Genomic DNA, 26,887 nt, shown 5'->3' with positions numbered 1-26,887 from the left:
TCCACCGCTTGACACACGGCCAGTTCAAAGGGGAACTGCATGCCTCTGCTCGTAGTCGGGATCAGCGTCCTGGTGCTGCTGTTCCTGATGACCCGGATGAAACTCAACGGCTTCGCCGCGCTGCTGCTCGTGGCGGTGGGCGTCGCCCTGGTCCAGGGCATTCCGGTGGCCGACATCCCCGACGTCCTCGCGGACGGCATCGGCGGCCAGATCGGCGACACGATGCTCACCATCGGGCTCGGCGCCATGGTCGGCCGGGTGATGGGGGACTCCGGCGCAGCCCAGCGGATAGCCGGCCGGCTGCTCGACGCGTTCGGGCCGCGCTGGGTCCAGGTCGCCATGGTGGTCACGTCCATGCTCATCGGCGTGACCATGTTCTACGAGGTCGCGTTCATCATCATCGTGCCGATCGCGTTCACGCTGGTCAGGGTCACCGGGGCGAAGCTGCTGTGGGTCGGCCTGCCGATGTCGATCGCCCTGTCCACGATGCACAGCTTCCTGCCGCCGCACCCCGGCCCCACCGCCGTGGCCGCGACCTTCCACGCCTCCGTCGGACACACCCTGTTCTACGGCCTGTTCATCGCCGTCCCGGTGGGCGCGTTCATCGCGCTGCTGTGGCCGCGGCTGCCGTTCATCCGGGCCATGGACCCCTCCATCCCCAAGGGCCTGGTCAGCGACCGCGCGTTCGAGGACGGCGAGATGCCGGGCCTCGGCTGGTCGCTGTCCGTCGCGCTCTTCCCCGTCGTCCTCATCGCGGGTGCCGCGGTCATCGACATGACGGTCGCGGGGGACGGGCCCGTCCTGCACTTCGTCGCCTTCATCGGCTCGGCGCCGATCGCGCTCATGCTGACCCTGCTCCTGGCGATCTGGGCGTTCGGACCGCGCATCGGCCGCAGCCTCGCGGACGTCAACACGTCCTGCACCTCCGCCGCCCAGTCGATGGCGATGATCCTCCTCGTCATCGGCGCGGGCGGCGCGTTCAAGAACGTCCTCGTCGAAGGCGGCATCTCCGACTACATCAAGGACGCCACCGACAGCTGGTCCATCTCGCCGATCGTCCTGGCGTGGCTCATCGCGGTCATCCTCCGCGTCGCGCTCGGCTCGGCGACCGTCGCCGTCGTCACCGCCTCCGGGGTGGTGCTGCCGCTCCTCGCGGGCAGCGGCATCCACCCCGAGATCATGGTGCTCGCCGTGTCCTGCGGCTCGATCGCCTTCTCCCACGTCAACGACCCGGGATTCTGGCTCTTCAAGGAGTACTTCAACCTCTCGGTCATCGAGGCGATCAAGGTGCGCACCACCTATACGACGGTCCTCGCGGTCCTCGGCCTGGGCGGGGTCCTCGCGATGGAGTGGGCCCTGGACGTCCTCAGCCTGTGAGTTCCCCCCAAGAGCCCCAAGAGACCCCTCCCACTCCGAAAGGTCATGGATCCGCATGAGTCAGCCGACCGTCACCGAGTTCGCCGTCTACCCCGTCGCCGGCCGCGACAGCATGGAGCTGAACCTCTCCGGCGCGCACGGCCCCTGGTTCACCCGCAACATCGTGGTCCTCAAGGACTCCGAGGGCCGTACGGGGCTGGGGGAGGTGCCGGGCGGCGAGAAGATCACCCGGACCCTGCGGGACGCCGAGTCCCTGGTCGTCGGCGCCAAGGTGGGCGACTACAAGCGCGTCCTGCGGGCCATCGGGGACCGCTTCGCCGACCGCGACTCGGGCGGCCGGGGAGCCCAGACCTTCGACCTGCGCACCACCGTGCACGCCGTGACGGCCGTCGAGTCGGGACTGCTCGACCTCCTGGGCCAGCACCTGGACGTACCGGTCGCGGCGCTCCTCGGCGACGGCCAACAGCGCTCGTCCGTACGGGTCCTGGGCTACCTCTTCTACGTCGGTGATCCCGGCCGCACCGACCTGGAGTACGTCCGTGAGCCTGACTCGGACGTCGACTGGTACCGCGTCCGGCACGAGGAGGCGCTCACGCCGGAGGCGATCGTGCGACAGGCCGAGACGGCGTACGACCTGTACGGCTTCCGGGACTTCAAGCTCAAGGGCGGTGTACTGGCCGGTACGGAGGAGGTCGAAGCCGTACGGGCACTCAAGGACCGCTTCCCCGGAGCGCGGGTCACCCTCGACCCGAACGGGGCGTGGTCACTGAGCGAGGCCGTCGAACTGTGCAAGCCGCTGGTCGGCACGCTCGCGTACGCCGAGGATCCGTGCGGGGCGGAGAACGGGTACTCCGGGCGGGAGATCCTGGCGGAGTTCCGGCGGGCGACCGGACTTCCGACAGCCACGAACATGATCGCCACCGACTGGCGGCAGATGACGCACGCGCTGGCGCTCCAGTCCGTCTCCATCCCGCTCGCCGACCCGCACTTCTGGACCATGCAGGGGTCCGTGCGGGTGGCTCAGCTGTGCAACGCCATGGGGCTGACGTGGGGATGCCACTCCAACAACCACTTCGACATCTCGCTCGCGATGGTCACGCACTGCGGGGCGGCGGCGCCGGGGGAGTACAACGCGCTGGACACGCACTGGATCTGGCAGGAAGGGCTGGAACGGCTCACCGTCAGCCCGCCGCGCATCGTCGACGGGGAGATCGCCGTGCCGGACGCGGGCGGACTGGGCGTCGAACTGGACATGGAGCGGCTGCTCGCGGCGCACGAGTTGTACCTGAAGAAGGCGCTGGGGGCTCGGGACGACGCCGCAGGCATGCAATACCTGCTCCCGAACTGGCAGTTCAACGCAAAGCGCCCGTGCCTGGTCCGCTAGCGCGCCACCCGTCTGCACCCACGCCGTGGCTGCCCGCGCAGTTCCCCGCGCCCCTGAGGGGCCGAAGGCCCCATGCGTGTTCACACGTGCGGGTGCGTCGTGGCTGGCCGCGCAGTTCCCCGCGCCCCTCAAAAGCGGGGCTGCGCCCCTGCTTTTGCCCCTAAGGGGCGCGGGGAACGGCGCGCCCAGCCCCCACCGAACCCGCAGCCGAACAACCATGGGGCAAAGCCCCTTAAGGGGCGCGGGGAACTGCGCGATCAGCCCCCACCGGGGGCGCAGCCGGACAGTACGGCTCCCGCACTCACCAAGTCGCCCCCCACGTCCGCCCCGCCGACATACCCCCCGCTGGCGATCGGGATGCTCGACAGCACCTCCGCCGGCAGGTCGAACGCGTCGACCAGGGTCATCAGGTGCGGCGCCAGAGACCCCACGACCGTGTCGACGGCCTTCGGCAGACCCCGTACGTGGTCGGCCGTGATGCGGCCCTCGGCCAGCAGGTCACCCGTGTGCGCGCCCACCTGCCGAAGCAGGAACAGCCGGCACAGGTTCCGCATCAGATGCCCCGCCCGCGCATCCGCGGTCCGCGCGATCGCCGCCAGGAACGCGTCCGCCGCCCGGAGCCGCGCGTGTGCGGAGACCATCTCCAGCGCCGCGTCGGACGTCACGTTCCAGCGGCCGACCGGGTCACCCGAGGGCCCCTCGCGCAGGGCGGCCCGCGCCCGGTCCTGCCAGATGCGTTCGACATCGGCCAGCAGGGAGCGGAGGTAGGGGAGTTCGGTGATCTCCCGGTCGGCGGGAGGGGCAGGGGCGTCGTCCGTCCGTGTCACCTGATGGCCGAAGACCATCTCGGACGCGGCCTTCACCCAGATCACCAGGTTGTCGCCCTCGGCGGTGATGCCGCCCTCGATGTTGAGGGGAAGGTCGGCGAGCCCGTTGGCGGGGAACAGCCCCTGCGCGCCGCAGCGTTCACGGCATTCGGTCGTGATCGCCCGTGCCTGCCAGGTGATCCACCCCTTGGCCACGGCCACTTCCCGTTCCACCTCGGCCCGTTCCTCCTGGGCGTGCGTGGCGAACAGGTTCACCGTGGACCGGTGCAGGAACGTCATCGCGTACGCCGTGGCCAGCGAGTGCAGCAGCCGGCCGTGGTGGCTGCGGTGGGCGGCGAGCGGGATGCGTTCGCCCGCCCTGGGGCCGGACAGGAGGCGGCTGTGGGCGTATCGCACCGCGATCGTGAGCGCCGCGCGGGACATGCCCAGGGTGCCGGCGCTCATGCAGAGCTTGCCCATGGTGACGCGGTTGATGGAGCGCAGCAGCCGCTTGCGTCTGTTGCCGAGGCTGCTGGTCAGCGTCCCGTCGGCGGCCAGTCGCCCGTGCTCGGCCTCCAGGAGGGCCTCGCGCGGCAGCCACACCTGGTCGAACGCGGTGAGGCAGTGGTCCACCGGGGTACCGGTGCGGCCGGGCAGCGGACGGACCCGTACGCCGGGAAGGTGGCCGCTCTCGTCGCTGAGCGGGGTCAGGAAGAGGAACGTTCCCCGGTCCTCGCCGTCGACGAGGAGACGGGCCGCGACCACGGCGGTCTTGGGGCCGCCGGCGAGGCTGGTGTTGGGCATGAACTTCTGTGCGCCCTCGGTGGGCGTGGTCAGCCGGAAACCGCCCGTGGCCCGGTCGAACACCGCGACCGTCTCCATCGACGCCACGTCGTTGCCGTGCTCCAACTCCGTGCAGAGAAACGTTCCTGTGCTCTGCAGGGACGTAAAGCGGGAGAGGTCTCTTTCACGGCCGCCGTCATGGTCGATGACGCTGCCGAGGAAGAGGTTGTAGTGGATGCTCGCGAGCGTGGTCAGCCCGCCGTCCACCGGCCCCGTCCACTCGTGCAGACCCGCGAGGCGGTACGGGTCGGCCGCCAGCGCCACCGGGTCGCCCACCGCCTCGTTCAGCAGCCGCAGCCGCTCGTACGAGAGTGCTGTCCGCTCCTGCGGCGAGAGTTCCGCCCGGTAGGCGAACTCCCTGCCGCGGACGAGCCGGCGCCAGTCCCCGTGGACGCGCTCGCGGTCGGCGCCCTCGAAGAGGAGCCGGGCCAGCTCGTCGGCGACGGGGTGGGTCTTCGTGTGTGCGGGCACGGACATCGAACTCCCCAGGGTGTGGGACCGGTCGGATGCGGACCACTGCCCCACGAAGATACGTACCAACCGGTTTTCTTTTCAAGGTGCCCGGAGGGAGGTGGCGGGGCTCGATCGGGGAGCACCGGGAGGCACCGAAGGTGATATCTCTCCATCATCGCAGCTCAGTGAGGCGCGGCCAGTTCGGGCCGGAGGACTCCTTGAGAAACCGTTCGGCTGGTTTTATTCTGAGCCGCGAGGTCGCGAGCGTACGGTACAGACCTCATGGTCTCTTTTTCCCGGTGAGCGGGATGGTACGGAGGTTCCCCGTGGCGCGGCAAGAGCGAGCCATTCGGACGCGACGCGCGATCCTCGTCGCGGCGGCCCAGGTCTTCGACGAGGTCGGATACGAGGCGGCGACCATCTCGGACGTCCTCAAGAAGTCCGGCATGACCAAAGGCGCCCTCTACTTCCATTTCACCTCCAAGGAGGAGCTGGCCCAGGCGGTCCTCGCGGGACAGGTCGACTCCCTGCCGCGCGTGCCCGAACAGCAGCTGAAACTGCAGCAGTCGCTGGACGAGGCGCTGCTGCTCGCGTATCTCCTCAAACAGGACACCGGGGACCCGATCGTCCAGGGCAGTGTCCGGCTGACCGTGGACCAGGGCTCCCCCAAGGACCATCTCAACCGCCGAGTGCCCATGCAGGCCTGGCAGGAACACACCCACGCCCTCTTCCGGGAGGCCAAGGCCAAGGGCGAGGTGCTGCCGCACGCCGACGTGGACGCGCTGGCCAAGCTGTTCGTCGGCGCCTTCACCGGCGTCCAGGTGTTGTCGCGGATCATGACGGGCCGCGCGGACCTGGCGGAGCGGGTGGCCGACCTCTACCGGCATCTCATGCCGTCGATCGCGGTGCCCGGCATCCTCGTACGGCTGGACTTCTCGCCGGAGCGGGCGGCCCGCGTCCATGCGGACGCCATGCGGCTGCACGAGGCGGAGGCGGAGGCCGAGGCGGAAGCGGAAGCCGGGGGTGACCTCGACTCGGAGAGCGCGGACGGGGACGCGGACGCGTACGGGAAGGCGCCGCGGGCCGTGCCGGCGGCGGAGGCCGTGACCGCCGTCCAGTGAGACGCCCGCGCCGGGCGCCCCGGTAAGACGCCTCCCCGTGTCGGCGGGGCGTGCCAACGACCTACCGAACGGAGTGCACGGATGGACATGCCCGCTTGCCCGTACGCGCTGGACGTGACGGGACGCGATCTCGCCTCGGAGGCCGGGAAACTGCGCTCGCGAGGGCCGGTGGCCCCGGTGGAACTGCCGGGCAAGGTGACCGCCTGGGCCGTCGTACGGCAGAAGTACGTCAAGCAGCTCCTCCTCGATCCGCGGGTGTCCAAGGACGCCCGGCGGCACTGGCCCGCCTTCGTCGACGGGCGGATAGACGCCGAGTGGCCGCTGTATCCGTGGGTCGCCAACGAGAACATGCTGTTCGCCTACGGAGAGCACCACGCCCGGCTGCGACGGCTCGTCGCGGGCGCGTTCACCGCACGCCGGAGCGAGGCACTGCGCCCGCGCGTCGAGGAACTCACGGCCGGGCTGCTGGACGAGCTGGCCGCCCGCCCGGCCGGTGAACGGACGGACCTGCGGGCCGAGTTCGCCAAACTGCTGCCGATGCGGGTGATCTGCGAGCTGTTCGGGGTGGCGGAGGAGGCACGCGAACCCCTTTGCACCGCACTGGAGTTGGTGTTCGGCACGGCGGTGCCGGCCGTGGAGATGGCCGCTGCGCAGGTCGAGGTCTTCGGCATGCTGGCACAGCTCGTCGCCGAGAAGCGGGAGCGCCCCGGCGGCGATCTGACGTCCGCGCTGATCGAGGCCCGCGACCAGGACGGCGGACTCAGCGAGCAGGAACTCCTCGGCACCCTCTACCTCATGATCGCCGCGGGTCAGGAGACGACCTGCACCCTCATCACCAACGCCGTCGGCGCGCTCCTCGCCCATCCCGGCCAACTCGCCCACGTACGCGAGGGACGGGCGACCTGGGCCGACGTGGTGGACGAGACGCTGCGGGCGCACAGCCCGGCGGCGTACTCCCCGATGAGGTTCGCGGTCGACGACATCACGCTGGGGGACGGCGGACCCGGGACGGACGCGCGCGAGGATGATGACGGGGGTGTGGTGACGATCCGTCAGGGAGACCCCATCCTCATCTCCTTCGCCGCGGCTTCCGGCGACCCCGAGGCGTACGGGGACGATGTCGCCGTCTTCGACGTACTGCGGCCGGGCCGGCGCGAGGACCTGGCCTTCGGGCACGGGGTGCACCGGTGCCTGGGGGCCCCGCTCGCCCGGATCGAGGCGGGCGTGGCGGTGGCCGCGCTGTTCGAACGCTTCCCCCGACTGGCCCTGGCGGTACCGGTGGACGGGATCGAGCCCGTGGAGTCCTTCATCGTCAACGGCTACGGCTCACTGCCGGTACTTCTCACGCCGGCCCCATAGGCACTATAGAAACCGCGCGCGCGGTTTGTTATCGTGATTCTGCCTTTCCGGCATGCCCTCGCAGCAACGGAGCGTTCTGATGGCCCAGCAGGAGCGAGCGGTGCGTACGCGCAACGCGTTGATCGAGTCGGCGGCCGAACTCTTCAGCAAGGACGGCTTCGACGTCGTGTCCCTGTCCACGATCAGCAGCCGCGCCGGCGTCAGCAACGGCGCGCTGCACTTCCACTTCGCCAGCAAGGCCGCGCTGACCGCGGCGGTGTGGGAGGCGGCGGCGCAGCGACTGCGCCAGATCACCCACGAGGGCGCGGCGCGCGGCCAGGCCGCCGGCAGCGGGGGGCCACTGCAGGTGCTGGTCGACACGACACACGCCCTGCTGCGGGGGCTGCGGCACGACGTGATCCTGCGGGCCGGGTTCGACCTGAGCGAGAGTCCCCTGCCGGTGGCGGCCGGGGCGGATCTGCGGCGGCGCTGGCAGGCGTGGGTGGAGAGTCTGCTGATTCAGGCGGCCAGGGAGGGCGCGTTGGCGCGGGACGTGGCGCCGCAGGACGCGGCTCACGCGGTCGTCGCGGCGACCGTCGGGTTCGGGGCGCTGGGCAGCCGCAACGCGCAGTGGCTCTCCCAGTCCATGCTGACCCGGTTCTGGGCCCTGCTGCTGCCGCGCCTCGCGACGGAGCCGACCCTGAAGGAACTGGTCGCCTCAGGCCGCCGCCGAGACCTCACGCCCACGCCCACGCCGGAGGTGCCCGCACCCCAGCACCGCCCGGTATCCCGCCAGACGGCATGATCCGACACCGCCCAAAGACTGCGCAGTTCCCCGCGCCCCTAAAAGGGCCGCGGGGAACACCGCAGTCCTTCGTCTTCAGGGGCGCGAGGAACGGCGCGGCCAGCCCCCACCGGCCCGCACTCGACTGTCGACCCCCGGTCTTTCAGGGGCGCCGGGAACGGCGCAGTCTTTTGTCGTTTAGGGGCGCGGGGAACTGCGCGATCAGCCCCCACCGGCCCGCACTCGGCTGTCGACCTCCGGTGGATGTCTGGAGCTCAGGCAGCGGGTGGGCCGGGAGGGCGCGCCGGTCGCGGGCGCGTCACGGGTGGAGTTGCCAGCGGCCTTCGGAGACCACGTCCACCTTGCCGTCCCTGACGCGGACGGCTGTCTCGTCGTCGATGAAGTAGATCGGGAAGTCCGCCCGTTCGGCGATGCGATCGGCCCAGGCGTCGTCGCGTTCGGGGAAATCCGGTGAGTACAGGTGGGGCTTGAGGTACCAGTCGAAGAGGCCGAACGGCGGTTCCAGGGTCGTCGCGCCGAGGACGTGGAGGTCCGCGGTGTCCCCGATGACGTCGGCGGAGTGTGCGGTGAGATGACGGCTGAAGATCATGGATCCGGCGCTGAATCCCACGTAGACCCGGCTCTCCAGCGCCTCCAGGAAGCCGTCGGCCAGGCCGTTGCCGGTGATGCTGCGCGCGAGGTGGTAGTGGTTGCCGCCCCCGAGATAGATGGCGTCGGCGTGCAGCAGCCGGTCGAGCACCAGTTGCCGGGGCAGGCCGTTGAGTTCCAGGACGTCGAACTCCCGCCAGCCGAGGGCGCGCAGCCGGTTCAGGTCCTCGACGAACCACCCGTGGTCCCCGGGCTCGGCGAGCGACGCCGTGGGAACGTACACGACGTTCGCCGATCCGAACGGCTTCCCCAGCATGTCCCGCAACGCGTCCCGCTGCGTGCCGTTACGCAGACCACTGGCCGTCAACAAAAAGTTCATCGCCCGACCCAAGCACGACCGCCGCGCACACGCAACGAACCCCTGTCGCACATCAGGGCGCCCAAGGGGCGCGGGGAACGGCGCAATCCTTTGTCCTTGAGGGGCGCGGGGAACTGCGCGGCCAGCCCCCACCGGACCCGCACCCGACCCGCAACACCCGCAACCCCGTTCCATCCCCCCGCCGGCTAGGCGACAGGTACGCGCGTGAAGCGCCCCGCAACCCGCAGGTCCGCCTCGATCGCCCCAGCCGTGGCCGCCAGTTCCGGGAGCACCTCGGTCACACACCGCTCGACCGTCCGCCGAGAGCTGTGCATGGCCACGTTCACGGCGGCCACGACGGCCCCCGTGCGGTCCCGGACCGGAGCGGCGATCGACCGCAGTCCCTCCTCCAACTCCCCGTCGACCAGCGCGTACCCGGCCGACCGTACGCGGTCCAGGACGGCCGCGAGGGCCGCCGGGTCCGTGACGGTGTGCGGCGTCAGCGCGTCCAGGGGGCCGGTCAGGAACGGCTCCCGCCCGGCGGGGGAGAGGTCCGCCATCATCACCCGCCCCAGCGAGGTCGCGTACGCCGGCAGCCGTGTGCCGACCGTGATGTTGACGCTCATGATGCGGCTGGTGGCGACACGGGCCGTGTACTGGATCTCGTCGCCCGTCAGGACCGCGAGGGACGCCGAGTCGTGCAGCCGTCCCGCGAGATCGGCGAGGTGCGGGGCCGCGATCTGCGGCAGCGTCGTACGGGAGAGGGGTGGGAAGCCGAGTGACAGGACGCGGGGCGTCAGCGTGAAGTGCCGTCCGTGGGAGGCGACATGGCCCAGGTGTTCCAAGGTGATCAGCGCACGCCGTGCCGTCGCCCGCGCGAGCCCCGTCGCCTGCGCCACCTCGGTGAGCGTCAGCTCGGCCCGCCCCTCGCCGAACGCCGTGATCACGGTCAGCCCGCGGGCCAGCGACTCGACGAACTCGCGGCCCAGTTCCTGTTTGGAGGCGCCGGTCCAGGCGGCGAGCCCGGCCGGCGCGGCGGGCGGCCGGGCGGGCGCCTCGCGCAGATCCCGTTCCATGGCGTGTACGGTCGCCCGCAGCCGCGGCAGCATGGTCTCCCGCAGGGAGTCCGCCGTGTGGCGGCTGGTGTGGCTCACCACGCTCACCACACAGGCGACGTGGCCGCCCCGGTCCCGTACGGGCACCGAGACGGCGATCAGGCCCGGCTCGATCAGCTGGTCGTCGAGGGCCCAGCCGCGGGTGCCCGCCTGGTGTGTCCGTTCCTCGAACTCCGTGTCCCGGGTGGGGCGTTCGCGCGGGGGTACCGCCGGGAAGGTCCGTTCCTGCGGGTCTGCCGCCCGTCTGTCCCGCCACCGCGCCCAGTCCTCCAGCGTCCACTCGGTGGCGAACAGCGGGCCCGGCGCGGTCCGTTCGGCGGGGAGCAGGTCGCCGATACGGAAACTCAGGGACATCGCGCGCCGGCGCGTGGCCTGGTGGATGAAGCGGATGCCGTCCCGGTCGGCGACCGCGAGGGAGACCGACTCGTCCAGCTCGTCGGCGAGGGCGTCGGCGCGGGTGTCCAGCAGCCGGGGGAGCCGGAGCGCGGCGAGGTAGGCGTTGCCCAGCTCCATCAGCCGCGGGGTGAGGACGGCGTCGCGGCCGTCCAGGCGCAGATAGCCCATCCGGGCGAGGGTCGCCGCGATGCGGTCCACCGTGGATCTGGCGAGTCCGGTGGTCTTCTCCAGGCCGCTGAGGCTCTGCGTGCCGTCCGCCTCGGTGAGGCGGTGGAGCACGGTGAGGCCGCGCATCAGCGGGGCCACTGCCTCGGCGGGTTCGACCGCGTCGGGCTTGGGCGGGGTGAGGTGGGTCGGTGGCATGGCTCCCCATAACGGTGTGCCGACCACGGTAATGAATGGGAGGGGGGAGGCGGGGCGGGGGCGTAGGTGACCTGCGGACCCGGTGGGGGCCGGTCGCGCCGTTCCTCGCGCCCCTTACGGGCAAAGGATTGCGCTGTTCCCCGCGCCCCTGAAAGACCGGGGGTCGACGGTCGAGTGCGGGCCGGTGGGGGCTGGTTGCGCCGTTCCCCGCGCCCCTTAAGGGCAAAGGATTGCGCCGTTCCCCGCGCCCCTTAAGGGCAAAAGACTGCGCCGTTCTGCGCGCCCCTGAGAGGCGCGTTCCTACTGGGGGCCGCGGGTCACGTATACGCGGTGGTTGCCCTTGGGGTCCTTGCCCGCGACCGTGATGCGGATGCCGGATTCCAGGTCCTTGAAGTACTGGCCGGGGGAGAAGGGGGCGTCGGAGAGTTCGGCGTGGACGTTCGGGCTGCGGGTGCAGCCGCCGCTGTCCTTGGTGGAGTCGATCACCGAGATCGGGCCGTGGCCGGTGTCGACGTCCGCGTTCACCTTGTAGATCAGTACGCCCGCCTTGCAGACCGACTCGTCGTTGCCCGCCTGCGTGCGCAGTTCGGCCGCGTACCCCGTCTTCGCGTCGACCGGCACGAAGAGCAGTTTGCTGCCGTTGCCGGGCTCGGTCAGCGGGGTCAGCACATGCTCGGTCGTACCGGGTGAGGCCGCGCAGCCGACCTGGGAGTCGTCGAGCCAGCCGAGCTTCCACTTGTGCCAGCCCAGCAGGTCGTTGTCGGCGCCCCAGTCCTCGCTCATGATGTCCCAGTGCCCGACCGCGCCGCCGCCGTCCTGGGTGTAGAGGTCGGGCAGCCCGAAGACATGGCCGTTCTCGTGGGGGAGTACGCGGTACCCGGTCTCGGCGTACGTGCCGGAGCCGTCGTCCTGGCGGCTGTAGACGAAGGACGCGTTGGCGACGGGCACCCCGTCCGCGACCGGCGCCTCGGTGTTGCCCGCGAAGGTGACGGACAGGACGGTGTCCAGGGCGGAGGGGCCGGCGTTCGGCGTGATCAGGACGTTCAGCAGGTCGTAGTCCTGGAAGTTCACCTTCGGGTCGGCGGTGCTCACGATGTCCTGGACCAGCTCGCGGTAGCCGGGGTCGAAGGGGGCGCCGCGTTCTATCCCGTACTCCTTGAAGGGCTTGGGCATGCGCAGCCAGTCGCCTATCGGGGCCTGCGGACGGTAGTCGAGACGGCCGTACGAACTGGTGCGGAACCAGTCCGTGGTCTGCGGGAAGAACTCACCGAAGCGGTCGAGCGCCTTGCCCTGGCCGGGCGCGTCGGAGAAGTCGACCATCAGGTTGAGGGCGCGGACCGTGCCGGTGGAGCGGGCGTAGCCCGTGGGGGTGGGGATGCCCTCCGACATCTGCACGGCCGTCGAGCCGCTGATCATGCAGGGACCGAGCGGGGAGGTCCCGGCCGCCGGTGCCACGGGGCCCGCCGCCGAGGTCGAGCCGGCCGTCAGATGTCCGGACCCGGCGGAGGTGCTGACCGCGAGGGTGAGGGCGGTGACCGAGACGAGGGCTGCGGTGCGGCGGCGCGGGCGTATCCGGCGGCTTGTCGGCTGCATGCGAAGCCCTTCGCTCCGGGCAGCCGGCCGTTGTGGGCTGCACCCTGTCCGATCACCCTGTGCCGCCGGATGCGGGGGCGCGCGCTGGAGGAGACCGATCGTGGGAGGAGGCCGGGGAGACGGGGCCTTTCCGGGGGCGGCAAACCCCCCTGGAGGTACATGTGACTCAGGTCACAATGAATCTCTTCGGGATCGGGAAATAACCGGGGACCCTCTCCCCGTTTAGCCATGTGTCCGCGTGAAACGGGGAGCGGATCCCCGGATCGCCCGGACGGCAGGAACCAGCAAGAGCAAGAGCCACCGACTACGAACACGAAGCACGAATCACCGACACGAACCGCTGACCACCGACCACTGAGAGAACGCGAAGGAGTACGCCGTGGAGACCGCAACCGTCGCCCAGCGCAAGGTGCCCCGCCCGAGGGCCGATGCTCTGCGCAACCGGGAGCGGATCGTCGCCGCCGGACGAGAGATGTTCGTCGAGTTCGGTGCCGAGGTGCCGCTCGACGAGATCGCCCGCCGGGCGGGTATCGGCAACGCCACGCTGTACCGCAATTTCCCGGACCGGGCGGCCCTCCAGCGCGAGGTCGTCTGCTCGGTCATGGACCGCGTCTCGGAACAGGTCGAGCAGATGCTCGCCGAGACCGGTGACGCCTTCGAGGCACTCTCACGGTTCGTGCACGCTTCGGCCGACGAGCGGATCGGCGCCCTGTGCCCGATGCTCTCGGAGGCCTTCGACGAGAACCACCCGGACCTGGTCGCCTCGCGCGAGCGGGTCGAGGAACTGATCGCCACGCTCATGGGGCGGGCCCGGACCGCGGGCCAGCTGCGTCCCGACGTCGCCGTCGGGGACCTCATGATCGCCATCAGCCAGCTCACCCGCCCACTGCCCGGTACCGCGTGCCCGAACATGGACCGCTTCGTACACCGCCACCTGCAGCTGTTCCTGGACGGGCTACGGGCGCCCGCCCGATCCGAACTGCCCGGTGCGGCCGCGACCATGGAGGACCTGCGACGAGCCTGACCGATCGAGCGACCACCCGACCGGCTCACTGACCGACCGGTTCACCGACCAATCGGCTCACTGACCAATCGGCTCACCGACCGGCCGACCGATCAGATCCGCGCGTTTCGAAAGTCACCACTCACACCACAAGCCACCGGTCGTCATCGACAAGGACGTCGAGGAGGGCGTCGACAACGTAGTCGACGAAGACGTCACCGGTGACGAGCCGTCCCTTCCGTCACGTTTTTTCGCCACGAAGTCCTGAAGTGGGTACTCCCATGTCTGAAACAGTCCAGGCCAACGCCGCCAAGGCGCCGGCTCCCGATTCCAACCGCTGGAAAGCGCTGGTCTTCATCGCGCTCGCCCAGCTCATGGTCGTGCTCGACGCGACCATCGTGAACATCGCCCTTCCCTCGGCCCAGCAGGACCTCGGGATCTCCGACGGCAACCGGCAGTGGGTCATCACGGCCTACGCGCTCGCCTTCGGCGGACTCCTCCTGTTCGGTGGCCGCATAGCCGACCTGTGGGGCCGCAAGCGCACCTTCGTCGCCGGTCTGATCGGCTTCGCCGGCGCCTCCGCGCTCGGTGGCGCCGCCACCAACGAGGCGATGCTGCTCGGCTCCCGCGCCCTGCAGGGTGCCTTCGGCGCACTGCTCGCGCCCGCCGCGCTCTCCCTGCTCGCGGTGATGTTCACCGACTCCAAGGAACGCGCCAAGGCGTTCGGCATCTACGGGGCGATCGCCGGTGGCGGTGGCGCCGTCGGCCTCATCCTCGGCGGCTTCCTCACCGAGTACCTGAACTGGCGCTGGACCTTCTTCGTCAACATCCCGTTCGCGATCGTCGCCGCGGCCGGTGCGTACTTCGTCATCCGTGAGCCGGTCGGCAGCCGCAACCGCTCGCCGCTCGACATCCCGGGTGTCGTCCTGTCGACCCTCGGTCTGATCTCCCTCGTCTACGGCTTCACGCGTGCCGAGTCCGAGGGCTGGACCGACTCCACCACGATCGGCCTGTTCATCGCCTCGGCGCTGCTCCTCGCGGCCTTCGTCGTCGTCGAGTCCAAGGTCAAGGCCCCGCTGCTGCCCCTGCGCGTCATCACCGAGCGCAACCGTGGCGGTATCTACCTCTCGCTCGGCCTCGCGATCATCGCGATGTTCGGTCTGTTCCTCTTCCTGACCTACTACCTGCAGATCGTGAAGGGCTACACGCCGGTCAAGACCGGTTTCGCCTTCCTTCCGATGATCGCGGGCATGATCACGGGCTCCACGCAGATCGGCGCCCGGCTGATGAACCGCGTTCCGGCGCGGCTGCTGATGGGTCCCGGCTTCCTGGTCGCGGCGCTCGGCATGCTGCTCCTGACCCGGCTGGAGATCGGTTCCTCGTACGCCGGCGTGCTCCTGCCCGGCATGCTCCTGCTCGGCCTCGGAATGGGTACGGCGTTCATGCCGGCCATGTCGCTGGCCACGCTGGGTGTCGAGCCGCGTGACTCCGGTGTCGCCTCGGCGATGGTCAACACCTCGCAGCAGGTGGGTGGCGCGATCGGTACGGCCCTGCTGAACACGATCGCGGCCTCGGCCACGACCGCGTACGTCAAGGACCACATCGGCGGTGCGACCACGCAGTCGCAGCAGCAGCTCGTGCAGCTGCAGGCGCAGGTGCACGGGTACACGAACGCGATCTGGTTCGCCGTCGGAATCCTCGTGGCCGCCGCGGCGATCGTCTTCACCTTCGTCAACGCGGGCAGTGTGGACATGAACGCGGCCTCCGAGTCCGTCGACGGGGCCGAGGACGACCTGAAGGTGCCGGTCATCGCCCACTAGCCGCCTCGCGGTGAGCGGGCCCGGGACCGACTGGGTCACCCACTGACCTCGTGCGTACGCAGGGGTGGGGACGCCTTCGTACGCACGAACCCCGATCTGCCCCGACTCCGACGACGGAGCCGGGGCAGATCCATGCCTTGAGCTCCGCGCCTGAGCTCCGCACCACGACGGCCGGCCGGCACTCGACCTGCGGCTGCGTCGTGGCTGCCCGCGCAGTTCCCCGCGCCCCTTAGGGGGCCGACGGCCGTCTTGCGCCTGCGGGCTGGTGGGGGTTGGCCGCGCCGTTCCCCGCGCCCCTTGTGGGGGCTGGCGGCCGTCTTGCGCCTGCGGGCTGGTGGGGGCTGGTCGCGCAGTTCCCCGCGCCCCTTACGGGGCCGACGGCCGTCGTTTGTCTGTGGGGCGGTGGGGGTTGCCCGCGCCGTTCCTCGCGCCCCTTAGGGGCAAAAGCTGGGGCGCAGCCCCGCTTTTGAGGGGCGCGGGGAACTGCGCGACCAGCCACGACGCAGCCGCACCCGACCATCGACCCCTGCACCGTCAGGGGCGCGAGCACCCGGAGTCGGCTACCGGAGCCAGGGAAGGTCCGCCCCCGCCCCCTCCGGCTGAAGGCCCTCCGCGATGAGCAGCATCGCCTCCCCGAGCGCCTTCTGCTGCTCAGGCGTGAGCCGGTCGAACAGCGCCTGCCGCACCGCGGCCACATGCCCGGGAGCGACCCGTTCGAGAACGGCGTACCCCTCGTCCGTCAGGACGGCGAACTGCCCCCGCTTGTCGGACGGACAGTCCTCCCGCCGCACCCACCCGTTCTTCTCCAGCCGGGCGATCGCATGCGAGAGACGAGACCGCGTGATCTTCGCCCTCATCGCCAGCTCGGTCATCCGCAACCGCCGCCGCGGCGCCTCGACCAGCTGTACGAGCAGCCCGTAGTAGATGTGCGGCATGCCCGCGTCACGCTGCAACTGGCGGTCGAGATGGTCCTCAAGAAGCGTGGTCGCGTGCATGAACGCACGCCAGGTGCGCTGTTCCTCGTCACTGAGCCAGCGCGGCTCGTCAGCGGATGCCGTGTTCATACACCTACTGTACGAGCCCCTTCTTGAATCTTAAACAAGTAGGGAGTAGGCTCCGCCCAGGAAAGCTTGATACTTCAAGCATCAGCTTCAGGCAATCGATCGCTTCGAGCAGCAAGAGAGGGAGCCGCAGTCATGTCCGCAGCCACCGAGGAACGCCCCGCCGTGGAGCGCATGCCCGCCCTCTACCTCTCGCACGGCGCCCCGCCCCTGGCCGACGACCCCATCTGGCCCGGTCAGCTCGCCGCCTGGTCCGCCGACCTCCCGCGCCCCAAGGCGATCCTGATGGTCTCGGCGCACTGGGAGGAGGCCCCGCTCGCCCTCGGTGCCGTCGCGCCCGTCCCGCTGGTCTACGACTTCTGGGGCTTCCCCGAGCACTACTACAAGGTGCGGTACGACGCCCCGGGCGCCCCCGCTCTCGCGGAGTCCGTCCGCAAGCTGCTGCGCGCCCCCGGCACGCCGGTCCAGGACATCCCGGACCGCGGTCTGGACCACGGTGCGTACGTCCCGCTCGTGGAGATGTTCCCCGAGGCCGACATCCCGGTCCTGCAGGTTTCCATGCCGACGCTGGACCCCGTCCGCCTGATGGAGATAGGCCGCAAGCTGGCCCCCCTGCGCGACGAGGGCGTCCTGATCGTCGGCTCCGGCTTCTTCACCCACAACCTCGCCGCCCTCCGTCAGGGCGGTATCCCCGGCTGGTCGGCCGAGTTCGACGCCTGGGGCCACCAGGCGCTCGACTCCGCGGACGTGGACGGCCTCCTCGACTTCCTCCACAAGTCCCCGGCCGGGCAGCTCGCCCACCCGCGTACGGAGCACTTCGCCCCGCTGTTCGTGACCATGGGCGCGGCGGACGCCGCCGGCGACCTGGCGTCCCAGCGGTCCGTGATCGACGGCTTCTGGCTGGGCCTGGCCAAGCGCTCGGTCCAGTTCGGCTGACGGAAACCGCCTCTTCTCAAAGAAGGCCGCCTTTCCCCCGCGAGGACCGCCTCCTCGTGGGGCCCGGTCTCAGAGGTCCTTCTCGTACCGCGCGACGTCCCAGTACCGGCCGAACTTCCGGCCCGCCTCCCGGTACGTACCGAGGTGCCGGAAGCCGAACCGCTCGTGCAGCCGCACGGACGCCTCGTTGGGCTGCGCGATCCCCGCGTACGCCCGGTGGAGGTCCTCGCCCGCGAGCGCGTCGAAGAGGGCCTGGTAGAGCTGCGTGCCGATGCCCCGCCCGCCCGCGCCGGGAGCGACGTACACCGTCATGGCCACGGACGTCGCGTACGCGGGCTTCGGCCGGAACTCGCTCGATGTGGCGTACCCCAGAATCCGCTGTGAGTCCGCGTCCACGGCAACCATCAGCCGATGCGGGCCGTCTTCAGGGTGAGAGAGCAGCCAAGGACGTCGCTCCTCCGGGGTGAAGACGGCCGTGTCGAAGGTGATGGGCGTCTCACGGACGTAGTGGTTGTAGATGTCCGTGAGGGCGCCGAGGTCGGCTTCGGCTCCGGGTCTGACCTGGACCTCTGTACGTTCCGACGGCACCGCGCCTCCTTTTATGGCGGCACAGGGTACTGCAAGATCAGAAAAATCGAGGGCCGGGTTGGGAATTCTGTCCGGATTCCAGTCGTTGTTTCCATCGGAAGCAGGGCACTCGGGAGGGTGTCCGAGCCACCAAAGCCACCACTTAGGACCCGCAAGCCCACCATCGCAAGGGAGCACGCATGGCAACCCGTGCCGTCGCCCGTCGTAAGTCCGCCTCCGGCGAGACCGACGCGGCACGCAGTGTTCGCGTCGTAGGCGGCGAGATCGCCGACCGCGACCTGGTCGGCATGTATCTCGACGAGATAGCGCGTACACCGCTGCTCGACGCCGCCAAGGAGGTCGAGCTGTCCCAGACCATCGAAGCCGGCGTCTTCGCGCGGCAGCTTCTCGACGGTGAGACCACCGACACCAAGGTGAAGGCCTCCCACGAGGAGCTCGAAGCGCTGGTCGCCGAGGCCGAGCGGGCCAAGGAGGTCTTCATCAAGTCGAACCTCCGCCTGGTCGTCGCGGTGGCGCGGCGCTACCCCCGCAGCGGCCTCCCGCTGCTGGACCTGATCCAGGAGGGGAACGCGGGCCTGGTGCGCGCGGTCGAGAAGTTCGACTACCGCAAGGGCTTCAAGTTCTCGACGTACGCGACCTGGTGGATCCGGCAGGCCATCACCCGGTCCATCGCCGACCAGTCCCGCACCATCCGGCTCCCCGTCCACCTGGTGGAGGAGCTGGGCCGGATCCGCCGTGTGCAGCGCGAGTTCAACCGCGAGCACGGCCGCGATCCGGAGCCCACGGAGATCGCGGCGGAGCTGGACTCCAAGCCGGAGCGCGTCATCGACGTCCTGGACTGGGCCCGCGACCCGGTCTCGCTGAACATGGCGGTGGACGACGAGGGCGACACCCAGTTCGGAGACCTGCTGGAGGACACCTCGGCCGTGTCGCCCGAGCAGTCCGTGCTGACGCTGCTGCGCAGCGAGGAGCTGGACGACCTCATAGGCCGCCTCGACCAGCGCACCGCCTCGATCATCAAGATGCGGTACGGGATAGACGACGGCCGCGAGCGCACGCTGACCGAGGTCGGCAAGGAGCACGGCCTCACCCGTGAGCGCATCCGCCAGATCGAGAAGCACGCGCTGATGGAACTGAAGAAGCTGGCCCGTTCCACGGGGTTCGACGCCGCGGCGTAGACCGCCTGCGGGCTCCGGCGGCGCCCCGGTCCGGGCAGCGGTTCAGGCCCTGGTCCGGGGCCCGGTCCGGGATGAGGAAAACTCGTCCTCTTCGAGGGGATTGGGTCCCCGTTTCGGGGGCATGCGAGCCTACCGCGGGACGGACGAGCAGATCTGTGTCGGCCACGCCTCACGGCATGGCTGGTCAGAGCCGCTCACCGGGTCGCACAGAAGTCCGTTTACAGCCGCTTCAACACATCGGTCCCGGGGCACAAACCCCAGGACCCCCCAAAGCCGAGTCCCGACGCACTCCCCCCGGTGCCGGGACTCTTCCAGAGCCGAGCTCCGGCGCCTCCCCCCCCTGGCGCCGGGGCTCGGCTCCATGTCCGGGGTCGTACGGCCGTTCTGCGGGGGACCTGCGACACGCGGCGGGCGGCGCGCTGGGTCCGGCGTCCGGCGTACGGCGTTCGGTGCTCCGTGTGAGGCATGCGGACACGACGACTGGGCCACCCCGAACCTGAACCCCGGGGTGACCCAGGCGGCACATTGTGTCACGGAGGCGCGCCGCCCCGGCGGACACGTCGTTCGCCGGGACGGGCACCCCCTGCCACCCGCGCAGCCCGCTACCCCTTGACGGCCCGGCTGAGCCGTCCCCCCAAGTCCCTTACACACGCCACGAGTTCCGCGGGCGCGTGCACAGTGAACTCGCAGTCCACCATCGCGAGCCGCACGGCCATCCACTCCACCGCGTCCCCCGTCGAGGCACGCAACCGGCACCGCCGGTCGTCGATCGGCTCGGGCGCCCCCAGCCACGCGGGCAGCCGCGCCGTGACGAAGTCCGCCGGTGCCACGAACGTCACGTCGAACTCGTACGTCTCCTGCCGCCGGTACATCGACTGCCGCAGATACTCGGCCGCGTCCCCCGTGGGCAGCTCGCGCTTCGTGAAACGGGCCCCGGTCGCGAAGGGCTCAGACACCCGGTCGACCCGGAACGTACGCCAGTCCTCGCGGCCGAGGTCGTACGCGACGAGATACCAGCGGCGGCCGGTCGACACGAGCCGGTACGGCTCCGTCCGGCGCCGGCTCTCGGCCCCGTCCCCCGCGCGGTACGCGAACCGCAGTTGCTCCTGCCCCGCGATCGTCGAGGCCATCGTGGTCAGCGTCTCGGGCGCGATGCTGGCGCCGTCGCCCGTCGTCAGGGGAGTGGTGGCGGCCTGCAGGGTGGAGACGCGGTGGCGCAGTCGGCTCGGCAGGACCTGTTCGAGCTTGGCCAGCGCCCGTACGGAGGCCTCGTCGACGCCCTCGACGGCGTGCCCCGCGCCCGCGCGCAGGCCCACCGCGATCGCCACCGCCTCCTCGTCGTCGAGCACCAGCGGAGGCATGGCCTTCCCGGCGACCAGCCGGTAGCCGCCGTCCGCGCCTTTGGTCGCCTGCACCGGATAGCCCAGCTCCCGCAGCCGGTCGACATCCCGCCGCACGGTCCGCCGGGACACCCCGAGCCGCTCCGAAAGCTCCCCACCGGGCCATTCCCGAGGAGTCTGAAGAAGAGACAACAACTGCAACAGCCGCGCCGGAGTATCCGTACTCATAGATGTCTCCCTCTCATGGAACCGACCGGGGACGCGGACCCCTAGGCCCTGTCGTCAAATTCCCGCCTGCCGGGCGACGCCTGGCACGCACTCTCGCTGCACCGGGCGAAAGCCCAAGTACGTCCAGTACGAGGGCTTCCGCCCGGCACACCGAGAGCACGCACCAGACGCCGCCCGGCCCGCCCTCCGGGCGGACGTCGGGAATTTGACGACAGGACCTAGGGGCGCGGACCCCAAGGGGCGCGGGGAACGGCGCAATCCTCTGTCTTTCGCTCTCAGGGGCGCGGGGAACGGCGCGACCGGCCACGACGCACCCGCACCCTCCGAACGCACCCACCCCGTCCGCCCGCACCCCGAGCATCCCCCACAACTAGGACACGACCTGACCTACATCCCCCCTACCGTCAAACCATGACCTCACCGAGCACCACCCCCGCGTCCCCCCAGCCGGAGGCAGACCGCCGCCGCTGGTACGCCCTGGCCATCGTCATGACGGCCGCCTTCATGGACCTGGTCGACGTGACGATCGTCAACATCGCGATCCCCTCGATCCAGCGGGACGCGGGCGCCACGTTCAGCCAGATCCAATGGATCACCGCCGGCTACGCGCTCGCCTTCGCCGCGGGCCTGATCACCGGCGGACGCCTGGGCGACATCCACGGCCGCAAGCGCCTCTTCCTCATCGGCATCGGCGGCTTCACCCTCGCGTCGGCCCTCTGCGGCTTCGCGGTGAACCCGGACATGCTGGTCGCCTCCCGCATCCTCCAGGGAGCGATGGCCGCGCTGATGGTCCCGCAGGTCCTGTCGATCGTGCACGCCACCTTCCCGGCGCACGAACGCGGCAAGGTCTTCGGCCTGTTCGGCGCGATCGTGGGCCTGGGCGCGGTCTCCGGCCCCCTCTTCGGCGCGCTGCTCACCGAGTGGAACCTGTTCGGCCTGGAGTGGCGGCCGATCTTCCTCATCAACCTCCCCGTGGGCATCGCCGGCCTGATCCTCGGCCGGAAGTTCATCACCGAGTCCAAGGCCCCGCGGGCCCTGAAGCTCGACCTCGTCGGCGTCGCCCTGGTCACCCTCGGTCTGCTGATGCTGCTCTACCCGCTGATCCGCGGCCGCGAGCTGGACTGGCCGACCTGGGGATACGTGTCGATGGGCGGCTCCCTCGTCGTCTTCGGCGCGCTGGTGGCGTACGAGAAGCACAAGACGGCGCGTGACGGTTCGCCGCTCGTCGAACTCTCCCTGTTCAAGGTGAAGAGCTTCGCGGCGGGCATCGCCGTCCAGACCGTCTTCGGGATCGGCCTGGGCATCTTCTTCCTGATCTGGACGCTCTACATGCAGACCGGCCTCGGCTGGAGCCCGCTGCGGGCCGGCCTGACGGGCGTACCGTTCTCGATCGCGGTGTCGCTCGCGGCGGGTCTCTCGGTCCAGAAGCTGGTGCCGCGGTTCGGCCGGAAGGTGCTGCAGGCGGGCGCGCTCACCATGGCCGCCGGTGTGCTGCTCTACATCTGGGAGTCCGAGCGGTACGGCCTGTCCATCGCCTCCTGGCAGATGGCCCTCCCGCTGGTCGTGATGGGCCTCGGCATGGGCCTGATCGTCGCCCCGCTCACGGACGCGGTGCTCTCCGAGGTCCCGCGCGAGCACGCCGGTTCGGCGTCCGGCCTGATCAACACGGTTCAGCAGATGGGCAACGCCCTCGGCCTCGCGCTGGTCTCCGTCGTCTTCTTCGGCACGATGTCCGACCGCCTGGCGCCGCCGGAGGTCGGCGCGGCGTTCGTCGACGCCTTCCAGCACGCGCTGGTCTATGTCGCCGTCGTGATGGCGGTCATCTTCCTGCTGATGCTCGCCCTGCCGAAGCGCCCGGCCCAGCACGTGGAGGGCGCGGAGGCGACGGACGCCACGGAGGGTGCGGATGTCACGGACGAAGCGCCCGCGGCGGCGACCGCGTCCACCCCCGCCGACGACCAGGAGCCCGAACTCGTCCGCTGAGCGGCGGCCGGGCAGTGGCCGAGCAGCGGCCGAGCAACGATGTCCGCTCGTGCCCGTTCATGCCCACATCGGTGCCCGAACCTGTTTACTTTCCCGAAACGCGGGCGTAGCCTGCGAGTGAAACCACAGGTTCGGGCACGGAGTGGAGGCGAACGGGCATGTACGCACCTGAGCGGCAGCAGGAGATCCTCCGGCTCGCACGTGACGGTGGACGCGTGGACGTCGTATCGCTGGCCGAGGAGTTCCAGGTCACGGCCGAGACCATCCGGCGGGACCTGAAGGCCCTCGACCGGGCGGGACTCCTGCGCAGGGTGCACGGCGGTGCCCTACCGGCCGGGCGGCTCGACTTCGAGCCCGACCTCGCCGAGCGCGAGACCACCGCCGCGGACGAGAAGGACCGCATCGCCAAGGCGGCCCTCGCCGAACTGCCCGAAGAGGGCACGATGATCCTCGACGCGGGCACGACCGTCGCCCGCCTCGCCGGGGCCCTCCCGCTGGAGGCCTCGCTCACCGTCGTGACGCACAGCCTCCCCATCGCGGCCCGCCTCGCCGACCACCCCGGCGTCCAGCTCCATCTCATCGGGGGCCGCGTCCGGCACCGTACGCGCGCGGCGGTCGACGCCTGGGCGCTGCGGGCGTACGGCGAGATCCGCGCGGACGTGGTCTTCCTCGCCGCGAACGGCTTCTCCGCCGAACACGGCCTGACCACCCCCGACCTCGCCGAAGCCGCCGTGAAGCGCGCCGCCCTCGCCGCGGCCCGCCGCGTGGTGCTGCTCGCCGACTCCGCCAAACACGGCCAGGAACACTTCGCGCGCTTCGGCGGCCTCGACGAGGTGGACCTCCTGATCACCGACAGCGGTCTGAGCCCCGAAGACGCCACCGCCATCGAGCGCGGCGGCACGGAAGTAGTGCGCGCATGATCCTCACCGTCACCCCGAACCCGTCGCTGGACCGCACGTACGAGGTCCCCTCGCTCGACCGCGGTGAGGTCATCCGGGCCACCGGCGAGCGCATGGACCCGGGCGGCAAGGGCGTCAACGTCTCGCGGGCCGTCGCCGCGGCCGGCCGGCGCACCGTCGCGGTCCTGCCGCTCGGCGGCGCCCCCGGCGCACTCGTCGCCGACCTCCTCGACGCACAGGGCATCGAGGTCGCTCCGGTCCCGGTCGCCGGCGCGACCCGCTCGAACATCGCGCTCGCCGAGGCCGACGGCGTCCTCACGAAGATCAACGCACCCGGACCCGAACTCACCTCCGCCGAGGAGGAGTCGCTCCTGGAGACCGTGCGCGAGCAGTCCCGCGACGCCGACTGGATCGCCTGCTGCGGCAGCCTGCCCCGCGGCCTCGCACCCTCCTGGTACGCGGAACTGGTCGCCCGCGCCCACCGGGCGGGCGCCCGCATCGCACTGGACACCTCGGGACCGGCCCTGCTCGCGGCCCTGCGCGAACGGCCCGACGTCGTCAAGCCGAACGTCGAGGAGCTCGCCGAGGCGGTCGGCCGCCCGCTCGCCACGGTCGGCGACGCGGTCAAGGCCGCCGAGGAACTGCGGGAGCTGGGCGCGCGGGCCGTGCTCGCCTCCCTCGGCGCCGACGGGCAGCTGCTCGTCGACGAGGACGGCGCGTGGTTCGCGAGCGCCCGCGTCGACGTCGTACGCAGCAACGTGGGCGCCGGCGACTCCTCCCTCGCCGGTTTCCTCATCGCGGGCGGCAGCGGGCCCGGCGCGCTCGCCTCCGCCGTGGCGCACGGAGCGGCGGCCGTCCAGCTGCCGGGCAGCGTGATGCCGAGCCCGGCGAACCTCGACCCGGGCGCGGTGACGGTCACCGCGGAGATCCCGGTCGACCGCGTACTGACGGAGCCGGCGTCATGACCACCCCCTCAGCCCACCCCGCACCAGCCGCAACAACTGCACCAACCGCACCGGCCGCAGTGGCTGAGGCGACCGAAGCAACCCCCGTCCCCGTCCCCACCCTCGCCCACCACTCTCCCCGGGCGATACGCGAGCGAAGGAGCCCGCGATGAGCGAGATGATCACCGCGGAACTGGTCGACCTCGACCTGTCCGCCGATACGAAGGAAGCGGCGGCCCGTGCCCTCGCCGAGCGCATGGTGTCTCTGGGGCGGGTGACCGACCTGGACGGATTCCTCGCCGACGTCGCCGCCCGCGAGGCCCAGATGCCGACCGGCCTCGACGGCGGCATCGGCATCCCGCACTGCCGCAGCGAGTACGTCACCGAGCCGACCCTGGCCTTCGGGCGCAGCGCGGCGGGGGTCGACTTCGGCGCACCGGACGGCCCCGCCGACCTGATCTTCCTGATCGCCGCTCCGGCCGGTGCGGACGACGCCCACCTGACGATCCTGTCGTCGCTGGCCCGCCAGTTGATGAACGCCGAGTTCACGACCGCGCTGCGGTCGGCGGACGACGCGGAGTCCGCGGCGGCGCTCATCCGCGGGGACGAGACCCCTGGGGCCGCACCCGAGCCCGCGGCAGCCAAGGAGGCCACCGCCGACGCTCCGGCCGAGCCGGCGTCGACCCCCTCGGCTCCGTCGACTCCCTCGGCCCCGTCGGCCACAGCGGCCCCGGCCGGGGCCGAACCCGTGGCCGAGGGCCACGCCCGGCAGCCGTTCCGGATCGTCGCCGTCACCTCCTGCCCCACCGGTATCGCGCACACCTACATGGCGGCCGAGTCGCTGGAGAACGCGGGCCGCGAGGCCGATGACGTCGAGATCGTCGTCGAGACACAGGGCTCGGCCGGCTTCACCCGGCTCGACCCCGCCGTCATCGCCGCGGCGGACGGCGTGATCTTCGCGCACGACGTGCCCGTACGGGAGAGGGAACGGTTCGCCGGGAAGCCCACCGTCGACGTCGGTGTGAAGGCGGGCATCAACAAGCCCGCAGAGCTGATCGCCGATGTGCGCGGCAGGGCCGAGCGCGGCGAGTCCACGTCGGCCGCCCGGCCCGGCGGCACCCCGGTGGACCGGGCGGGCGACCCCGGCGACGGCTACGGCACCAAGCTCCGCAAGTGGCTGATGACCGGCGTGAGTTACATGGTCCCCTTCGTGGCCGCGGGCGGTCTGCTGATCGCGCTCGGGTTCGCGATCGGCGGCTACCAGATCAACGAGGCCAAGCCGGTCACCGAGGTCTTCAACTGGGGCCAGATCGACAGCTGGGGCGCGCTGCTGTTCCAGATCGGCGGCGTCGCCTTCGGCTTCCTGATCCCCGTCCTCGCCGGCTACATCGCCTACGGGATGGCCGACCGGCCGGGCCTCGTGCCGGGCTTCGTCGGCGGCATGATCTCGGCCAACATCAACGCCGGTTTCCTCGGCGGTCTGGCCGCCGGTCTGCTGGCCGGCGCGGTGGTCCTCGCCATCCAGCGGATCAAGATCCCGCCGGTGCTGCGCGGCATCATGCCGGTGGTCGTGATCCCACTGATCTCGTCGATGGTCGTCGGCTTCCTGATGCTGATCGTGATCGGCAAGCCCATCGCCGAGGCCCAGAAGGCGATGACGGACTGGCTCGGCGGGCTCTCCGGCACGAACGCGGTGCTGCTCGGCGTCCTGCTCGGCCTGATGATGTGCTTCGACCTGGGCGGCCCGGTCAACAAGGTCGCGTACGCCTTCGCCACGGCCGGGATCGCCGTGCAGGACCCCAGCGACTCCGCGATGAAGATCATGGCGGCCGTGATGGCCGCGGGCATGGTCCCGCCGCTCGGCATGGCACTGGCGACCACCCTCCGCAAGAGGCTGTTCACCCCGGCCGAGCAGGAGAACGGCAAGGCCGCCTGGGTCCTGGGCGCGTCCTTCATCTCCGAGGGCGCCATCCCGTTCGCTGCCGCCGACCCGCTGCGGGTCATCCCGGCCTCGATGGCGGGCGGCGCGGTCACCGGCGCCCTGACCATGGCGTTCGGCTCGACCCTGCGCGCCCCGCACGGCGGCATCTGGGTCACCTTCCTGATCGGCAGCCCGTTCCTCTACCTGCTGGCCATCGCGGTCGGCACGGCGGTCACGGCCGGCCTGGTCATCGTCCTGAAGGGCATGCGCAAGCAGGCTCCCGACGGCGGTACGAAGAAGTCCGCCGAGACGGCGACGGCACCGCAGCTGAAGGAGCCGGTGGCGGCGTAAGCACTCAGCCGCAGAACCAGCACACGGCCGTGGCCGCGGGGGGCAAACAGCCGGAACCGCAACCGCCGCTCCAAAAGAAGCCATAAAAATAAAAA

General features: G+C 70.8%; 20 protein-coding genes. 13 read left to right on the top strand and 7 right to left on the bottom strand.

What is annotated here, in order from left to right:
• Positions 1-39 precede the first annotated feature (39 nt).
• Together ACFVH5_RS23945 and ACFVH5_RS23940 are read left to right on the top strand one after the other, a co-directional pair.
• A complete protein-coding gene (locus tag ACFVH5_RS23945) occupies positions 40-1,377 on the top strand; it encodes a gluconate:H+ symporter (RefSeq protein ID WP_385835715.1) in 1,338 nt (445 codons plus the stop codon).
• A 55-nt stretch (positions 1,378-1,432) separates the two neighbouring features.
• Positions 1,433-2,761 carry an enolase C-terminal domain-like protein gene (locus ACFVH5_RS23940; protein WP_385835714.1) on the top strand — a complete coding sequence of 443 codons (1,329 nt, stop codon included), beginning with the start codon at positions 1,433-1,435 and terminating at the stop codon, positions 2,759-2,761.
• A 257-nt stretch (positions 2,762-3,018) separates the two neighbouring features.
• Here the strand turns inward: ACFVH5_RS23940 and ACFVH5_RS23935 are convergent, their stop codons facing one another.
• Positions 3,019-4,887: an acyl-CoA dehydrogenase gene (locus ACFVH5_RS23935; RefSeq protein WP_385835712.1), complete on the bottom strand. Its 1,869-nt coding sequence runs from the start codon at positions 4,885-4,887 to the stop codon at positions 3,019-3,021.
• A gap of 302 nt (positions 4,888-5,189) precedes the next feature.
• Between ACFVH5_RS23935 and ACFVH5_RS23930 the strand changes: the two genes are divergently transcribed.
• The 3 genes from ACFVH5_RS23930 to ACFVH5_RS23920 all read left to right on the top strand — a co-directional run bounded on the left by ACFVH5_RS23930 (position 5,190) and on the right by ACFVH5_RS23920 (position 8,127).
• Positions 5,190-5,984, top strand: a complete 795-nt coding sequence (locus tag ACFVH5_RS23930) for a ScbR family autoregulator-binding transcription factor (protein ID WP_385835710.1) — start codon at positions 5,190-5,192, stop codon at positions 5,982-5,984.
• 81 nt (positions 5,985-6,065) lie between these two features.
• Entirely contained in the window at positions 6,066-7,343 is a 1,278-nt protein-coding gene (locus tag ACFVH5_RS23925; RefSeq protein WP_385835708.1) for a cytochrome P450, read from the top strand.
• Between the two features lie 79 nt (positions 7,344-7,422).
• Positions 7,423-8,127, top strand: coding sequence for a ScbR family autoregulator-binding transcription factor (locus ACFVH5_RS23920; protein ID WP_385835707.1), 705 nt, complete (start codon positions 7,423-7,425; stop codon positions 8,125-8,127).
• 298 nt (positions 8,128-8,425) lie between these two features.
• On the opposite strand, the gene ACFVH5_RS23915 is transcribed toward ACFVH5_RS23920, so the two are convergent.
• The 3 genes from ACFVH5_RS23915 to ACFVH5_RS23905 form a co-directional block, all read right to left on the bottom strand.
• Complete coding sequence (locus ACFVH5_RS23915) at positions 8,426-9,094, bottom strand: Type 1 glutamine amidotransferase-like domain-containing protein (RefSeq protein ID WP_385835706.1); 669 nt, start codon at positions 9,092-9,094, stop codon at positions 8,426-8,428.
• Positions 9,095-9,279: 185 nt separating this feature from the next.
• Positions 9,280-10,947, bottom strand: coding sequence for an IclR family transcriptional regulator C-terminal domain-containing protein (locus ACFVH5_RS23910; RefSeq protein WP_385835703.1), 1,668 nt, complete (start codon positions 10,945-10,947; stop codon positions 9,280-9,282).
• A gap of 300 nt (positions 10,948-11,247) precedes the next feature.
• Positions 11,248-12,540, bottom strand: a complete 1,293-nt coding sequence (locus ACFVH5_RS23905; RefSeq protein WP_385835702.1) for a M6 family metalloprotease domain-containing protein — start codon at positions 12,538-12,540, stop codon at positions 11,248-11,250.
• 379 nt (positions 12,541-12,919) lie between these two features.
• On the opposite strand from ACFVH5_RS23905, the gene ACFVH5_RS23900 reads away from it, so the two are divergent.
• Positions 12,920-13,564: a TetR/AcrR family transcriptional regulator gene (locus ACFVH5_RS23900; protein WP_385835700.1), complete on the top strand. Its 645-nt coding sequence runs from the start codon at positions 12,920-12,922 to the stop codon at positions 13,562-13,564.
• A gap of 260 nt (positions 13,565-13,824) precedes the next feature.
• On the top strand, positions 13,825-15,363 hold the full coding sequence (locus tag ACFVH5_RS23895; protein WP_384816177.1) for an MFS transporter: 1,539 nt from the start codon (positions 13,825-13,827) through the stop codon (positions 15,361-15,363).
• Between the two features lie 560 nt (positions 15,364-15,923).
• Here the strand turns inward: ACFVH5_RS23895 and ACFVH5_RS23890 are convergent.
• Positions 15,924-16,427: a MarR family transcriptional regulator gene (locus ACFVH5_RS23890; RefSeq protein WP_366784084.1), complete on the bottom strand. Its 504-nt coding sequence runs from the start codon at positions 16,425-16,427 to the stop codon at positions 15,924-15,926.
• Positions 16,428-16,559: 132 nt separating this feature from the next.
• On the opposite strand from ACFVH5_RS23890, the gene ACFVH5_RS23885 reads away from it, so the two are divergent.
• Positions 16,560-17,360, top strand: coding sequence for a dioxygenase (locus ACFVH5_RS23885; RefSeq protein WP_384816083.1), 801 nt, complete (start codon positions 16,560-16,562; stop codon positions 17,358-17,360).
• Between the two features lie 69 nt (positions 17,361-17,429).
• On the opposite strand, the gene ACFVH5_RS23880 is transcribed toward ACFVH5_RS23885, so the two are convergent.
• A complete protein-coding gene (locus tag ACFVH5_RS23880) occupies positions 17,430-17,948 on the bottom strand; it encodes a GNAT family N-acetyltransferase (protein ID WP_385835697.1) in 519 nt (172 codons plus the stop codon).
• 179 nt (positions 17,949-18,127) lie between these two features.
• Between ACFVH5_RS23880 and ACFVH5_RS23875 the strand changes: the two genes are divergently transcribed.
• A complete protein-coding gene (locus ACFVH5_RS23875) occupies positions 18,128-19,126 on the top strand; it encodes an RNA polymerase sigma factor RpoD/SigA (protein ID WP_384816079.1) in 999 nt (332 codons plus the stop codon).
• A gap of 602 nt (positions 19,127-19,728) precedes the next feature.
• Here the strand turns inward: ACFVH5_RS23875 and ACFVH5_RS23870 are convergent.
• Positions 19,729-20,694 (bottom strand): helix-turn-helix transcriptional regulator, encoded by a 966-nt coding sequence (locus ACFVH5_RS23870; protein WP_385835695.1) that lies wholly within the window; start codon positions 20,692-20,694, stop codon positions 19,729-19,731.
• A 411-nt stretch (positions 20,695-21,105) separates the two neighbouring features.
• On the opposite strand from ACFVH5_RS23870, the gene ACFVH5_RS23865 reads away from it, so the two are divergent.
• The 4 genes from ACFVH5_RS23865 to ACFVH5_RS23850 all read left to right on the top strand — a co-directional run bounded on the left by ACFVH5_RS23865 (position 21,106) and on the right by ACFVH5_RS23850 (position 26,792).
• Positions 21,106-22,677, top strand: coding sequence for an MFS transporter (locus tag ACFVH5_RS23865; protein WP_385835693.1), 1,572 nt, complete (start codon positions 21,106-21,108; stop codon positions 22,675-22,677).
• A gap of 158 nt (positions 22,678-22,835) precedes the next feature.
• Positions 22,836-23,597 carry a DeoR/GlpR family DNA-binding transcription regulator gene (locus ACFVH5_RS23860; RefSeq protein WP_385835692.1) on the top strand — a complete coding sequence of 254 codons (762 nt, stop codon included), beginning with the start codon at positions 22,836-22,838 and terminating at the stop codon, positions 23,595-23,597.
• The gene (gene pfkB, locus ACFVH5_RS23855) at positions 23,594-24,541 is read left to right on the top strand and encodes a 1-phosphofructokinase (protein ID WP_384816070.1); all 948 of its coding nucleotides are present in this window, start codon (positions 23,594-23,596) and stop codon (positions 24,539-24,541) included. Before ACFVH5_RS23860 ends, pfkB begins: the two co-directional genes overlap by 4 nt.
• A 148-nt stretch (positions 24,542-24,689) precedes the next feature.
• Positions 24,690-26,792: a fructose-specific PTS transporter subunit EIIC gene (locus tag ACFVH5_RS23850; protein WP_385835690.1), complete on the top strand. Its 2,103-nt coding sequence runs from the start codon at positions 24,690-24,692 to the stop codon at positions 26,790-26,792.
• The last annotated feature ends 95 nt before the right edge of the window (positions 26,793-26,887 follow it).

Origin of the sequence: Streptomyces sp. NPDC127119, from assembly GCF_042677425.1 — a bacterium.
Classification (GTDB): domain Bacteria; phylum Actinomycetota; class Actinomycetes; order Streptomycetales; family Streptomycetaceae; genus Streptomyces.
The sequence above is the reverse complement of the archived record's forward strand: the minus strand, read 5'-3'. Positions and strand labels throughout refer to the sequence as shown.